The organism is Pantoea wallisii, assembly GCF_002095485.1.
In the GTDB taxonomy this organism is placed as follows: domain Bacteria; phylum Pseudomonadota; class Gammaproteobacteria; order Enterobacterales; family Enterobacteriaceae; genus Pantoea; species Pantoea wallisii.
The window spans coordinates 1-13,821 of sequence record NZ_MLFS01000006.1; the positions used below are offsets into that span (position 1 = coordinate 1).

Below are 13,821 nucleotides of genomic sequence, written 5' to 3' on the forward strand. Positions count from 1 at the left end.
AGTGCCGCGATTTCTCTAGCGGCGCGGGATGCGTATATTACGCTTTCCGCATTTTCAGTCAAGCATTTATTTTTGCTTTTCTGAAGGTTGCCTTATCGGCCACCTCCTGAACACATCGCTTCGTAAGCCGTTGTTCCGTGTCAGTGGAGGCGCAGTATAGGGATTTCTTTTGGGCTGACAAGCGCTAAATGCAAATTAAATTCTGAGTGCTGAATTTTTCGTCGAAACACACCTAAATTGCCAGTTTTTCCAGCAACGGGAAGCCATAGCGCTGCAGAACCGGCGATAATTGCACCGCTTCTTCATTCATTGCAGTACAGAACGCTACGTTCTGCCCGGAAGAAACGGCATGGGGTGCTTCATGCTCTAATAGCCAGACGGTACGACGTGCAATCGCCGCGCCCGAATCCACCAGCCGGGTGCCTTCCGGCAACACCTGCTGCAGCTCATCGCGCAATAAAGGGAAGTGTGTACAGCCCAGTACCACGGTATCGGGCGGCTCTTTCATACGCAGCCATGGCTGTACTGCGCGGCGCACATCTTCCAGTTCAACGTCTGCACCGTGCAGCTTAGCTTCTGCCAGTTCAACCAACTCAGCTGAACCAAGCATCTCAATTTTGCACTCCCGCGCGAACTGCGCCACCAGCTCATGCGTATAAGGACGCTTCACCGTGCCACGCGTCGCCAGCAGACCTACTACGCCGTTACGCGTTAACCGTGCGGCGGGCTTGATGGCCGGAACCACGCCCACAACGGGAAATTCAAAACGCTCGCGTAATGCAGGTAAAGAAACGGTGCTGGCGGAGTTACAGGCAATCACCACTAACGCAAGCGGCAAGCGTTGCGTGATGGCGGCCACCATCGCGACAACGCGCTCGACAATGTACGCTTCGCTTTTTTCGCCATACGGGAAACCTTCATTGTCGAAGGCGTAAAGATAGTGAAGATCCGGCAGTAACTGCCGAATCTCATCATAGACGGAGAGTCCACCGACGCCAGAGTCAAACACCAGCACGGTGGGACGCAGATCAGAAGCTGTAGCTGGCGCTGAGGTAGTACTCCGTTCCTGGAGTTTGATAGCCATACACTGTCTCGTAGTCTTTATCGAACAGGTTGGCAATTCTACCACGAACGGTAAGTTGTGATGTGACCGGATACGAAACTGCTAAATCCCATAAACTCACGCCGCCCAGTTTCACGCGCTGCGGAGTAAAGGAGTGGTTGTAATCCGTATCATAACGATCGCCCAGATAGTGATAAGTTACCGACCAGTCGACGTTATACAGCGTCCAGTCCAGCTGGTACTTAACCTGCTGTTTAGCACGACGTGCCAGGGGCTGATGGGTAGTGCCATCGCGCGCATCTACGTAGTCGTAAGAGAGCTGGTGACTTAGCGGGCCGGTATCAAAGGAAGCGGTAGCTTCAGCACCTTTAATACGCGCTTTATTAATATTGTAATAAACGTAGGTGGTGGGATCGCTATCGACAAGATTGTCGATATCATTGCGATATCCCGATATGCGCCACTGAACAGGACCGGTTAACCCCTCGAAGCCACTCTCCCACTGTTTACTTTTTTCTGGTTTCAAATCCGGATTGCCGTACGTCTGGCTATAAAGCTGCCCCAGATTTGGGGCTTTAAATGCCGTGCCGTATGAGGCAAACACGCTGTAACCATCAATAAACGCCCATGAGGCGCTGCTCTGCCAGGTGTTGTGCCAGCCAAAGGCGTTGTTGTCATCACCACGCACAGCGCCTTCCAGTGTGACATCGCCAAATTGTTGCCGGGCGGTCGCGTAGATGCCGGTATTCCGTTGCTCCTGCCCTTCAAGCGTGGAGTTCGTACCGGGCTCAGAGGTCTGCTTCTGCCAATCCACGCCGCCACTGACTGCGCCGCGCCCTACCTGTACGGTATTGCCCCACTGTAGGTTATATTGCTGCACATCGTTGAGTGAGGCAGTTGCATCGTATTTACCGAGTCGTGGACTGTAGTTGTAGTCTTTTGTATGGCTATAGCTGGCGATTAACTGGGAAGAGTAGATCCCCTGCTGAAAGCGCAGACCGGTATCCCAGGTTTGGCTATATAGCTGACGGGTATCTACAAAGGTGTTGGGCTCAGAATAAGTAGGATAGCCATCGTACGCCGTTCGGTTATCAAAACCATAACCGCGTACAAAACCGCTGAAGTCATCACTGAACTGATGCTCCAGCGATCCATACAGCGTTTTACTCATAAAGCCATCGCGGTCTCTTTGGGCAGGATCGCCGTATACATCCGGCAAGTTCGCCACCACATCATAGCCTTTGGTATAGGTATAATTACCGGCCATCGTCAGCGTTGTGGCATCACCCAGCATTTGTTGCGTAGAGCCATCATAGCTCTGATAGCCTTTTGAACCGATACCCGCCGTTAAGGTAGTACCCGGCTTATTGCGACCAGTAATAATGTTCACCACGCCGCCAATTGCATCCGACCCATACACCGCAGAACGTGCACCGCGGATATATTCGATACGCTGAACCAGTGAGAGCGGAATCTGGCTCAAATCGGATGAACCGGAAATACCGGCCTGATTAAGGCGAATACCATCAATCAGCACCAGTACATGGCTGGAGTTAGTGCCACGGATAAACATGGAGCTCGCCTGGCCCATTCCCCCATTCTGCGCGATGTCCACACCGGGCAGACGACGCATCACATCTGTCAGGCTTTTCGCCTGCCAGCGTTCGATTTCATCACGCGTAACCACAGTGGTGGGTGCCAGCACCGAAGAGACCGGCTGGGCGAAACGATTAGCGGTCACGATTTGCGTATCATCACTTTGCTGAGCGTAGCCAGATGACGCCCAGAGCGACAGCGCCGTTGCGCTAAAGGCAAACAGCGGAGTAGTTATTATTTTCATTGTAAGAGCATCCAAAAGACGAAGCAGGATGCCGCAGGCCTGGGATCGATAGCACGCGATGATCTCAGTGATTGCGACGTCACACCGGCAGGTCTTCGGGCTGAGAATCATAAATGGTGAAAACTTCCCATCCCGCAGGACAGTGTTTGCAATTGCGCTCACCACGACATTCTTTACCGCTGCGCGTCAGCTCCAGATTCACACTGGATTCCCTTTTAACTCAAGGAGGCCGGCTGCCGCAGTCTACGGCCAGGAAGGCCGGAAATCCAGACTTCCAGCCTTCGTGTCATGTACGGGGCTGGACATCAGCAGGTGAATGCCTACAATCGCCGGCAAGCAGGCTTATTATCAGGATTAAAGATGACACCCGAACAGCTCCCGATTGAACAGTACGACGCGCAACTGGCGGAAAAAGTCAGCCGCTTACAGGCGATGATGGTGCCTTTCGCTGCGCCAGACGTGGAGGTGTTCCGCTCGCCAGTCAGCCACTATCGCATGCGCGCCGAGTTCCGCATCTGGCACGACGGCGACGATCTTTATCACATCATCTTTGATCAGCAGACTAAACAGCGCATTCGCGTTGATCAATTCCCGGCCGCCAGTGAGTTGATCAACACGCTGATGCCGAAGCTGATCAACGCGATCCGTGACAACCACGCGCTGCGCTTCAAACTGTTTCAGATCGATTACCTCTCAACCATGAGTAATCAGATCGTCATTTCACTGCTCTATCACCGCAAGCTGGAAGAGGAGTGGACCGCCGCCGCAGAGGCTCTGCGTGATGAGCTGCGCGCCGAAGGATTCGATGTGCAGCTGATTGGCCGCGCCACAAAAACCAAAATCTGCCTCGATCGGGATTATGTAGATGAGCGCCTGCCGGTTGCGGGCAAAGAGATGATCTATCGCCAGGTGGAGAACAGTTTTACTCAGCCTAATGCGGCGATGAATATACAGATGCTGGAGTGGGCGCTGGACGTAACAAAAGGTTCACGTGGCGATCTGCTGGAACTTTACTGCGGCAACGGCAACTTTTCGCTGGCGCTGGCGCGTAACTTCCGCCGCGTGCTGGCTACCGAGATCGCGAAGCCGTCCGTTGCGTCAGCGCAATACAACATTGCTGCCAACCAGATCGATAACGTCCAGATTATCCGTATGGCCGCAGAAGAGTTCACTCAGGCAATGAATGGTGTACGCGCATTTAATCGCCTGGAAGGTATCGATCTGAAGAGCTATCAGTGTGAAACCATTTTTGTCGATCCGCCACGCAGCGGGCTGGATGAAGAGACGGTGAAGATGGTGCAGGCCTATCCACGCATCCTGTATATCTCCTGCAATCCGCAAACCCTGTGCGATAATCTCAGCACGCTAAGCGCAACGCATGATGTGGCGCGGCTGGCGCTATTTGATCAGTTCCCGTATACCCATCATATGGAGTGCGGCGTGCTGTTAACGCGCAAAGCCTAAAGCAAAACGGGAACCCTTCGGTTCCCGTTTTTATATTCAGTTTTTATGCTTCGCGCGACGAAAGCGCGTCGCGATCCAGAACACCAGCGCCACCATCAGGATGGTGGGGATGAAGTTAGAACCGATATCCGGATACTCGGCACGCACCAGCGCGCTGTACACCAGAATCCCCAGCAGGAAAAACGCCGCCGCCAGCGAAGGCATGCCTTCAGGCATATTGCGGTTGAGATAGCGCTGGTGCAAACACCAGGCCGCAAGGCCGAGCGCAATCAGCGGGAAGATCGAAAAGGGAACAAACGTGCTAAACAGCACCGAAAAGGAGCCGTTGATCGCTAAACCAGTGATAAAAGCCAGCAACAACGTTCCTTTATCGCGAGGGTTTTGCTCAATCATTTCATTATCCTTATCACATTACTCTTCGGGGGTTTCCAGGGTGACCGCCAGTCGCTCTTGCTCCCGGCGATACCAGTAATAAGCGCCTTTGGCGATCATTCGCAGCTGCAGCACCAGACGCTCTTCCAGTTTGCGCCGCTGTTCACTATCCACATCCAGCGCTTCGGCACCGGCGCTGAACACAATCGTCACCATGGCTTCCGCCTGCGCTTCAGTAAAACTGCGCGGCATGCGGTTTTCCAGCTCAAGGTAGTCCGCCAGTTCGGCAATAAAGTGCTGGATTTCACGCGCAACGGCGGCGCGAAACGCCGCAGAAGTTCCGGAGCGCTCACGCAGTAAGAGACGAAAAGCGTTGGGATTGTTCCCGATGAACTCCATAAACGTGGCAACAGACGTTTTAATAATGCTGCCGCCTTTGGCGATGCGCTGGCGTGCCTGGCGCATCAGCTGACGCAGCATCAGACCGCTTTCATCGACCATGGTTAAACCGAGCTCGTCCACATCGCGAAAGTGACGATAAAACGAGGTTGGCGCGATACCGGCTTCACGAGCCACTTCACGCAAACTCAGGCTGGCAAAACTCCTTTCTGCACTTAACTGACTGAAGGCAGCTTCAATCAGCGAACGTCTTGTACGTTCCTTTTGTTGCGCTCGAACGCCCATTTTCCCGGCCTTGTGAGTGATCAGGCAAGCACTATAACAAACTTTTCAGCGTACAGTGGGGCAAACTTTGTGACCGCCTGTTAACCTCACTGATTGTCAAACTTGAGCAATTTACGCTGTTAGAATTCAGATGTGCGCGGCGAGATGTTAGAATCTCGTTGTAAAAATGTATAGAAACATAGGACGTACTGGTATGCAAAAGTCTTACGATTACGATGCCATTGTGATTGGCTCCGGTCCGGGCGGCGAAGGTGCGGCGATGGGGCTGGTAAAGCAGGGAGCGCGCATTGCAGTGATCGAACGCTACCATAACATCGGCGGCGGTTGTACTCATTGGGGAACCATCCCTTCCAAAGCCCTGCGTCACGCTGTCAGCCGTATCATCGAGTTCAACCAAAACCCGCTTTATAGCGATCACACCCGACTCCTGCGCTCCTCATTCGCCGACATTCTGAATCACACCGAGAACGTCATCAGCCAGCAAACCGCAATGCGGCAGGGCTTTTATGAGCGTAACCGCTGTGAGCTTTATCAGGGTGATGCCCACTTTGTTGATGCCAACACCATTGAAGTGGAACAGCCAGACGGTACGCGCGAACGCCTGACCGCTGAAAAATTTGTGATTGCCTGTGGTTCACGCCCTTATCACCCGGCAGACGTCGACTTTACGCATCCGCGCATTTACGACTCCGACTCCATCCTCAATCTGCATCACGAACCGGGCCACGTCATTATTTACGGTGCCGGCGTGATCGGCTGTGAATATGCATCGATTTTCCGTGGTCTCAACGTCAAGGTTGACCTGATCAACACCCGCGATCGTCTGCTGGCGTTCCTTGATCAGGAGATGTCCGATTCGCTCTCCTACCACTTCTGGAACAGCGGCGTGGTGATTCGTCACAACGAAGAGTTTGAGAAGATTGAAGGCGTGGATGACGGCGTGATTATGCACCTGAAATCCGGCAAGAAAGTGAAAGCGGACTGCCTGCTGTACGCTAACGGCCGTACCGGTAACACAGATTCTCTGGCGCTGGAGAACGTTGGCCTGGAAGCCGATGGCCGTGGCCTGTTGAAAGTAAACAGCATGTACCAGACCGCACAGCCGCACATCTATGCGGTAGGTGACGTGATTGGCTACCCAAGCCTGGCTTCAGCGGCTTACGATCAGGGGCGCATTGCTGCGCAGGCGATTATCAAAGGCGAAGCTACGGCGCATCTGATTGAAGATATCCCGACCGGAATTTACACCATTCCGGAGATCAGCTCGGTAGGGAAGACTGAGCAGCAGCTGACAGCGATGAAAGTGCCGTATGAAGTGGGCCGTGCCCAGTTTAAACACCTGGCGCGTGCACAGATTGTCGGTATGCACGTCGGTAGCCTGAAGATTCTGTTCCATCGCGAAACCAAAGAGATTCTGGGCATTCACTGCTTTGGCGAGCGTGCGGCGGAGATTATCCATATCGGCCAGGCCATTATGGAGCAGAAGAACGGTGGCAACACGATTGAGTACTTCGTGAATACCACCTTTAACTACCCTACGATGGCGGAAGCTTACCGCGTTGCGGCGTTAAACGGCTTAAACCGCCTGTTTTAACGACGCGTCCAGATAAGCCTGCATGTGGGTTTTAATTGCTTCTGCCAGCTGCTCATAGCGGCTGCGCAGAGGCGATCCCGGGCGATAAACCAGTGCGATGGTGCGTTGCGGCACAGGTTTATAGCACGGCAGATAACATACGCCATCCCGCACGCGCTCATTCGGCACCGCCAGTGAAGGCAGGAGTGTGATACCGCTGCCCGCCGCCACCATGTTGCGCAGCGTTTCCAGGCTGGTCGCACGGAAATGCGTATCTTCATCCGCACCCGCTTCAAAGCAGAAACCCATTGCCTGATCGCGCAGGCAGTGCCCATCTTCCAGCATAAGCAGCTTTTCGCCGGCCAGATCGGACATCGGTACGCGATCGCGATCGTGCCATGGGTGATCCTGATAGATCGCCAGCTTCATCGGCTCGTCAAACAGCGGGACTTCGATAAAAGCTTCACTCTCTTTAACCAGCGCCAGAATAGCGCAGTCCAGCTTGCCGCTGTCGAGCTGGGCCAGTAGCTGCTGCGTCTGCGCTTCGTGCAGGTACATCTCAAGCTTAGGGAACGTCTGATGCAGCATCGGGATGATGTGCGGCAACAGGTACGGGCCGGTGGTCGGAATCAGACCAATGTGCAGCGGTCCGGACATCGCTTCGCCCTGCTGGCTCGCCATCTCCTTCAGTACTTTTACTTCACGCAGCACGGTTCGCGCCTGATCCACCAGCAACAGTCCAGCCTGAGTAAACAACACTTTACGGCTGGTACGCTCCAGCAGCATCACACCCAGTTCATCTTCCAGCTTACGAATCTGTCCACTTAAGGTTGGCTGACTAACATGGCAGGCATCAGCGGCCCGACGAAAGTGGCGATGTTCCGCAAGCGAAACCAGATACTCCAGATCACGAATGTTCATTGAAATCCTCCAAACCACGATAGCCCGTGGCGATAGATAGAATAGCAATGAACGATTAGCCCTATCAAGCGGCGAGCAGGAATAATACGCTCCAGCAAATCAAGTCCAGCCAGAATAAGAGATGCGCACACGACCAGAGCGCCGGCTGAGACAGGAAGGATGTTAAGACACCTGCAACCCAATCAGGGTGTTGGCCGGGAGTGCCAGCCCTTTGATGATGTGCCTATAACAATATGTAATTCTGAAGCCAGAGGTTGGCGGGCTATGCAAACATAGCCCGCTTTTTTTAGGTTTTATACGTGACCATCATTTAATAGCATCTGCAGGTCCTGCTCAGTGAGCACCCGGGCGTAGTCGGCGATACCAGACTGCGTCAGGCTCTGCTGCAGGTCGTCGTTGCCGATCACCAGCTCATACTGCTGCGTGACCGGATTGATCTCCGCGTCCTGGAACAGGTTCATCGGCATATTCGAGAGTAGATCGTGCAGGTTCAGGTTCATCAGCGTATCCGTAGCAGCGTGATCGTCGGACGTCTCTCCGCTAATGGTCAGGTGCGTAGGGAAACTTTCGTTACCTGCGCCGGACTTCACCACAATATCGTGCTCACCCGGTGCTAAATCGCTATCAGGTGTAAAACTCCACTTCTTATTGATGCCCACCACAGCGGTGCCAATGCGCTCGCCATTATCGAAGATCTCAACAATGGAGCCCGGTTTACCTTTGCCGGTGAACGTCGGGCGAGTCTCTTCTGTCGCCTCTTCCGGCCAGATAAACTCCCGGCCGCTGCGGATATCCGTCAGCGTAACCGGTACAAAGTCCGCGTCCTGCACAATCATATCAAAGGGCTCGCCCGGCACATTGACGCCGGCAACCTGCGCAATGAACTGATGTTTCCCGCCGGAAAGCGCGTCCGGCACGGGGAACTCAAAGTAGCCGGTTTGTTTATCTGTCTCTACTGTGCCAACTAAAACGCCATCCTGATAAAACTCCAGCGTTACGCCGCGCCCCGCATAGCCATTTAACGTGGGCCGGTTATCACGGGTGATCTCATTATCAAGAATAAAGCCACTGTCTTTTACCAGGGCGGAGTCAAAGATGACCGGAACCTGGTTCTCAACGGCGGGATCCAGCGGAAAGAAAGGATAGCCGTGACGTGAAGTGTTCATGATGTTCTCCATTTATCGATGGAAGCACACTGTAAGAACTCTTTACGTCAGGCTAAGCAAGAAATGTCTGTTTTAGCAGAATAGTTAACGGGCAGCTGTTCTATCCGGCAGGCGCATCACTTTAAACGCTGCTTCGCTTCATCAATGGCCAGCGCCACCTGCTGTGGTGCAACTCCGCCACGCGCATTACGTTTATCCAGGCAGGATTGCAGCGACAGGATTGGATAAACATCCTCTTCAATCACCGAACTGAACTGCTTAAACTGGGTAAGACTCAGCGCCTCCAGCGCGCTACCCTGGCGGATAGCCTCCACCACCACTTCACCAACAATATGGTGCGCTTCGCGGAACGGTACGCCTTTAGCGACCAGATAATCGGCCAGCTCGGTTGAGTTGGCATAGCCCTGCTCTGCCGCCTCCTGGCAGCGCGGACGCTTCACCTGCAGGCCATCCAGTACCAGTGCCGACATGTGCAGGCAGTCGAGCCAGGTATCCAGCGCGTCGAACAGTCCCTCTTTGTCTTCCTGCATATCTTTGTTATAGGCCAGCGGTAACCCTTTCAGGGTCATCATCATGCCGGTCAGCGCGCCCTGTACGCGGCCGCATTTGCCACGGATCAACTCCAGCGCATCCGGATTTTTCTTTTGCGGCATCAGAGAGGAACCCGAGGTCACTTTGTCAGAGAGCTCAATAAAGCCCGCTTCACCGGTATTGAAGAAGATCATATCTTCCGCAAAGCGCGACAGGTGAACCATGCCGATTGAGGCATCCGACAGCAGCTCCAACACGTGATCGCGATCGGAAACGGTATCCAGACTATTACGCGTGGCCGAAGCAAAACCTAACCAGCCCGCCAGCTGCTGACGATCAATTTCATAGGCCGTGCCGGCCAGCGCGCCGCAGCCCAACGGACTGACATCAAGGCGCTTCAGCGTATCCTGCAGGCGGCTCTCATCACGCGCCAGCATCTCCACGTAAGCCAGGCACCAGTGCGCAAACGTCACCGGCTGCGCACGTTGCAGGTGGGTATAGCCCGGCATAACGGCATCCTGATTTGCTTCGGCCGTTGCCACCAGCGCCGATTGCAGTTCACGCGTTGCCTCCAGCAGCAGCGCAACCTGCTCTTTGCACCACAGTTTGAGGTCAGTCGCGACCTGATCGTTACGGCTGCGGCCGGTGTGCAGTTTCTTGCCCAGCGCGCCCACTTTCTCGATCAATTTGCTCTCTACCCAGCTGTGAATATCTTCCGCATCGCTTTGCAGAATCTGCTGTGGGTTAGCACGTACATCCGCCAGCAGCGCGTTCAGTGCCGTTTCCAGCTGCTGCTGCTCTTCGCTGCTCAGGACATTGACCGTGACCAGCGCTTTTGACCAGGCGACAGAGCCAATGATGTCCTGCTCCGCCAGGCGATAGTCAAAACGCAGTGAATCGTTGAACTGTTTGAACCGTTGGTCTGCTGCCTGCGAAAAACGTCCGCCCCAAAGTGCCATCTGCTTACTCCTGAATCTGTTAAACAAAGGGCGGCCCGCAGCCGCCCTTGCAAAATGTAGTGCTGCGGTATTATTTCTTCTGCTCGTTCAGCGCACGGATACGTGAAGAGAGCGAGAAGAGACGGATAAAGCCGCCAGCGTGACGGTGATCGTAAACTTCATCCTCGCCAAAGGTCGCGAACTCTTCAGAGTAGAGGCTGTTGGCCGATCTCTTCTGAATCGCCGTGGCATGCCCTTTGTACAGCTGCAGCACTACTTCACCGTTCACCAGCTCAGCCAGTGACGCTGCCGCCGCCTGGATGGATTGACGCAGCGGCGCGAACCAGCGGCCGTCATACACCACGTAAGACATCTCCTGGCCCAGCTGCTCGCGCCATTTGAAGCTATCGCGATCCAGTACCAGCTGCTCAACCGCACGCAGCGCGTTCACCATGATGGTGCCGCCCGGGGTCTCGTAACAGCCGCGTGATTTGATGCCAACCAGACGGTTTTCCACGATATCGATACGGCCAACACCATGCTTTGCACCCAGCACGTTGAGTTTTTCCAGACACTGGAACGGGCTTAGCTGCTCGCCGTTTACCGCCACGACGCGGCCTTTTTCCACGGTCACGGTGACATTCTCTGGCTGATCCGGCGCTTCCTGCGGATCAACGGTCCACACCCAGCAATCTTTGTTTGGCGCATTCCATGGGCTCTCCAGCACGCCACCTCGGTGGAGATGTGCCAGGCGTTCTCATCACGGCTGTAGATTTTTTCCAGCGATGCCGTGGTCGGGATGTCGCGCGCTTTCAGGTAGTCCAGCAGCGCTTCACGCGAACGCAGATCCCATTCACGCCATGGCGCGACCACTTTCAGCTGTGGCGCCAGCGCGGTATAGGTGGTTTCGAAACGCACCTGATCGTTACCTTTACCGGTCGCGCCGTGACACAACGCATCAGCACCCACTTTCAGCGCCAGCTCAACCTGCGCTTTGGCGATGATAGGACGTGCCATTGAGGTACCCAGCAGATAGGTGCCTTCGTACAGCGCGCCGGTCTGCAGCACCGGGTAAACATATTCGCTGATGAACTCTTCGCGCAGATCCACTACGTGACATTCAGACGCACCGGACTGCAGCGCTTTCTTCTCCACGCCTTCCAGATCGGCCGGGTCCTGACCGATATTGGCGACAAACGCCACCACTTCACAGCCGCCGTAGTTCTCTTTCAGCCATGGAATGATGGCCGAAGTATCCAGACCGCCGGAGTAGGCCAGAACGATTTTTTTGATGTTTTGCGTGCTCATGTCGTAATCCTTGATTATGCGAGAATCCGGGTGCCAATCGACACGCCGTTGAAAAGGGTTGGCAGTTGTTCAGCATGACGCCAGCTGGCGATATCGACCGGGCGGCCCAGCGTACGCGCCGCATCAAGCGCCGCATTCACTTTTACAATCATGCCATCGGTAATGATGCCCTGCGCGATGAGCTGTTCCGCTTTCGCCGCCGTCATCTCCGCGATGCGCTGGCCTTTACCGTCCAGAATGCCGCTCACGTCAGACAGCAGCACCAGATCGGCACCGATGGTTGCCGCCAGCGCGGTAGCGGCCTGATCGGCATTCACATTCATCAGTTCACCGCTGTCGGTGATACCGATTGAGCTGACCACCGGCATATAGCCTGCGTCCAGCAGCGTATTCAGCAGCTGCGGATTGCCCGGCGTGGCATTGCCCACGTGGCCCAGTTCAGCATCGAACTGCTCAACATTCACCAGGCCGGCATCACCCAGGCATAAACCCACTGCGCCGATGCCATATTTTTTCGCCCACGCCAGCAACGTTTTATTGGCGGTTCCTGCTAAGGCACCGGTAATAATGTCAATCTGATCGGCAGGCGTCACGCGTAAGCCGTTCTTCTTTTGTACCGGCAGCGCGAGCTTTTTCATTAGCTCATCCACCAGGCAGCCACCGCCGTGCACGATGATCAGCGGACGCTGATGGGCATTGCGATACGCCAGCAGGGCATCGAACAGACGGGCCAGCGCTTCTTCACTGTCCAGCAGTACGCCACCCAGCTTAATGATCAAAGGATTGCTCATGGTTACTTATCCGTCCGTTAAATCAGAGACAGCGTTTCGGGGAAACCGAAACGAATATTCAGGCACTGAACCGCCTGCGACGATGCGCCCTTCAGCAGGTTATCTTCGGCAGCGACCACAATCAGATGTTCGTCCTGCACGGCAAAACCGATGTCGCAGAACGGCAGGCCGACCACCGCTTTCAGCGCAGGTACGCCTGTGTCATACAGACGCACCAGCGGCTTGTCGTCATAAGCACGATGGAACGCGGCCGCAACGTCCTGCCGGGTAACGCCCGCTTTCAGGCGGCAGGTGATAGTTTCCAGAATACCGCGCGGGAAATTACCGAGGTGCGGGGTGAAAATCACCGGCGTTCCCAGGTGAGCGACGATCTCCGGATGGTGACGGTGGTTAAAGATGCCGTAAGGCTGCAGGCTCACTTCACAGAAGCTGGTGGTAACGCTGGCTTTACGTCCGGCGCCGCTTACGCCGCTGGTAGCGTTAATCACCGGCCACTGTGCATCGTTAAGCAGATCGCCTTCAATCAAAGGCTTGAGCGCCAGCTGAGCGGCCGTCGGATAGCAACCCGGCACCGCCACCAGCTGCGCCTCTTTAATCTTATCGTGGTTCCACTCGGCAAGACCGTAAACGGCTTTATCCAGCCACGCCTGATGCTGATGGCTGAAACCGTAATAGTGAGTGTAGAAGCCGTCATCGTTCACGCGGAACGCGCCGGAGAGATCAAACACTACACATCCGGCTTCAAGGAATTGCGGCGCTAAATCGTGGCTGACTTCGTGTGCCGTGGCGAGAAAGACCACATCGACTTTATCTGCCCACTCTGCCGCATCGCTCAGCGGCTGCAGCGGCAGATCAACCATGCCTTTCAGCTGTGGATGCAGATCAGAAAGTAATTTTCCGGCATCCGGGCTTTGCGCTGAAACCGCCAAAGCGGTTATGTTCATATGCGGATGGCGATTCAGGTAAGTGGCAAGCTCTACGCCAGCATAACCACTGGCACCAACGATCAGCGTATTCAACATCAGGCTGTATACCTTATTACAGTCACACGTATCGGGTCGCGGCCTTGCCCCGTTGCCCACGATGCCGTTTGCACACTTTTTCAGTTCACATGCAGACGACGTTAATGTATTTTTATTCACTATTAATGCATGAATATTGATACATCCT

General features: G+C 54.7%; 11 protein-coding genes, 1 pseudogene and 1 riboswitch. Of the genes and pseudogenes, 2 read left to right on the forward strand and 10 right to left on the reverse strand.

The window, feature by feature from the left end; translation table 11 throughout:
• Window positions 1–232: 232 nt before the first annotated feature.
• Window positions 233–1,084, reverse strand: coding sequence for a glutamate racemase (gene murI, locus HA48_RS03315; protein ID WP_128599770.1), 852 nt, complete (start codon window positions 1,082–1,084; stop codon window positions 233–235).
• A complete protein-coding gene (gene btuB / locus HA48_RS03320; RefSeq protein ID WP_128599771.1) occupies window positions 1,029–2,903 on the reverse strand; it encodes a TonB-dependent vitamin B12 receptor BtuB in 1,875 nt (624 codons plus the stop codon). Before btuB ends, murI begins: the two co-directional genes overlap by 56 nt.
• Window positions 2,904–2,971: 68 nt before the next feature.
• Window positions 2,972–3,152, reverse strand: a riboswitch (cobalamin riboswitch).
• A gap of 111 nt (window positions 3,153–3,263) precedes the next feature.
• Here btuB and trmA point away from each other — a divergent pair.
• Window positions 3,264–4,367, forward strand: coding sequence for a tRNA (uridine(54)-C5)-methyltransferase TrmA (gene trmA, locus HA48_RS03325; protein WP_128599772.1), 1,104 nt, complete (start codon window positions 3,264–3,266; stop codon window positions 4,365–4,367).
• Window positions 4,368–4,403: 36 nt separating this feature from the next.
• On the opposite strand, the gene HA48_RS03330 is transcribed toward trmA, so the two are convergent.
• Both HA48_RS03330 and fabR read right to left on the reverse strand, forming a co-directional pair.
• Window positions 4,404–4,760 carry a YijD family membrane protein gene (locus HA48_RS03330; RefSeq protein ID WP_128599773.1) on the reverse strand — a complete coding sequence of 119 codons (357 nt, stop codon included), beginning with the start codon at window positions 4,758–4,760 and terminating at the stop codon, window positions 4,404–4,406.
• Between the two features lie 18 nt (window positions 4,761–4,778).
• Entirely contained in the window at window positions 4,779–5,423 is a 645-nt protein-coding gene (gene fabR / locus HA48_RS03335; protein WP_128599774.1) for an HTH-type transcriptional repressor FabR, read from the reverse strand.
• A 193-nt stretch (window positions 5,424–5,616) separates the two neighbouring features.
• Here fabR and sthA point away from each other — a divergent pair, with 193 nt between their 5' ends.
• Entirely contained in the window at window positions 5,617–7,017 is a 1,401-nt protein-coding gene (gene sthA / locus HA48_RS03340; RefSeq protein ID WP_128599775.1) for a Si-specific NAD(P)(+) transhydrogenase, read from the forward strand.
• Here the strand turns inward: sthA and oxyR are convergent.
• From oxyR to argC, 6 genes and pseudogenes are all read right to left on the reverse strand, one after another.
• A complete protein-coding gene (gene oxyR / locus HA48_RS03345; protein ID WP_128599776.1) occupies window positions 7,000–7,917 on the reverse strand; it encodes a DNA-binding transcriptional regulator OxyR in 918 nt (305 codons plus the stop codon). The two genes, sthA and oxyR, sit on opposite strands and share 18 nt — an antisense overlap.
• Window positions 7,918–8,210: 293 nt before the next feature.
• Window positions 8,211–9,083 (reverse strand): Ig-like domain-containing protein, encoded by an 873-nt coding sequence (locus tag HA48_RS03350; RefSeq protein WP_128599777.1) that lies wholly within the window; start codon window positions 9,081–9,083, stop codon window positions 8,211–8,213.
• A gap of 116 nt (window positions 9,084–9,199) precedes the next feature.
• Window positions 9,200–10,573 carry an argininosuccinate lyase gene (argH, locus tag HA48_RS03355; protein ID WP_128599778.1) on the reverse strand — a complete coding sequence of 458 codons (1,374 nt, stop codon included), beginning with the start codon at window positions 10,571–10,573 and terminating at the stop codon, window positions 9,200–9,202.
• 70 nt (window positions 10,574–10,643) lie between these two features.
• Window positions 10,644–11,860, reverse strand: a pseudogene (locus tag HA48_RS03360) (argininosuccinate synthase).
• A 14-nt stretch (window positions 11,861–11,874) separates the two neighbouring features.
• Window positions 11,875–12,651: an acetylglutamate kinase gene (gene argB / locus HA48_RS03365; RefSeq protein WP_128599779.1), complete on the reverse strand. Its 777-nt coding sequence runs from the start codon at window positions 12,649–12,651 to the stop codon at window positions 11,875–11,877.
• A 17-nt stretch (window positions 12,652–12,668) separates the two neighbouring features.
• Window positions 12,669–13,673, reverse strand: a complete 1,005-nt coding sequence (gene argC / locus HA48_RS03370) for an N-acetyl-gamma-glutamyl-phosphate reductase (RefSeq protein WP_128599780.1) — start codon at window positions 13,671–13,673, stop codon at window positions 12,669–12,671.
• Window positions 13,674–13,821 lie beyond the last annotated feature (148 nt).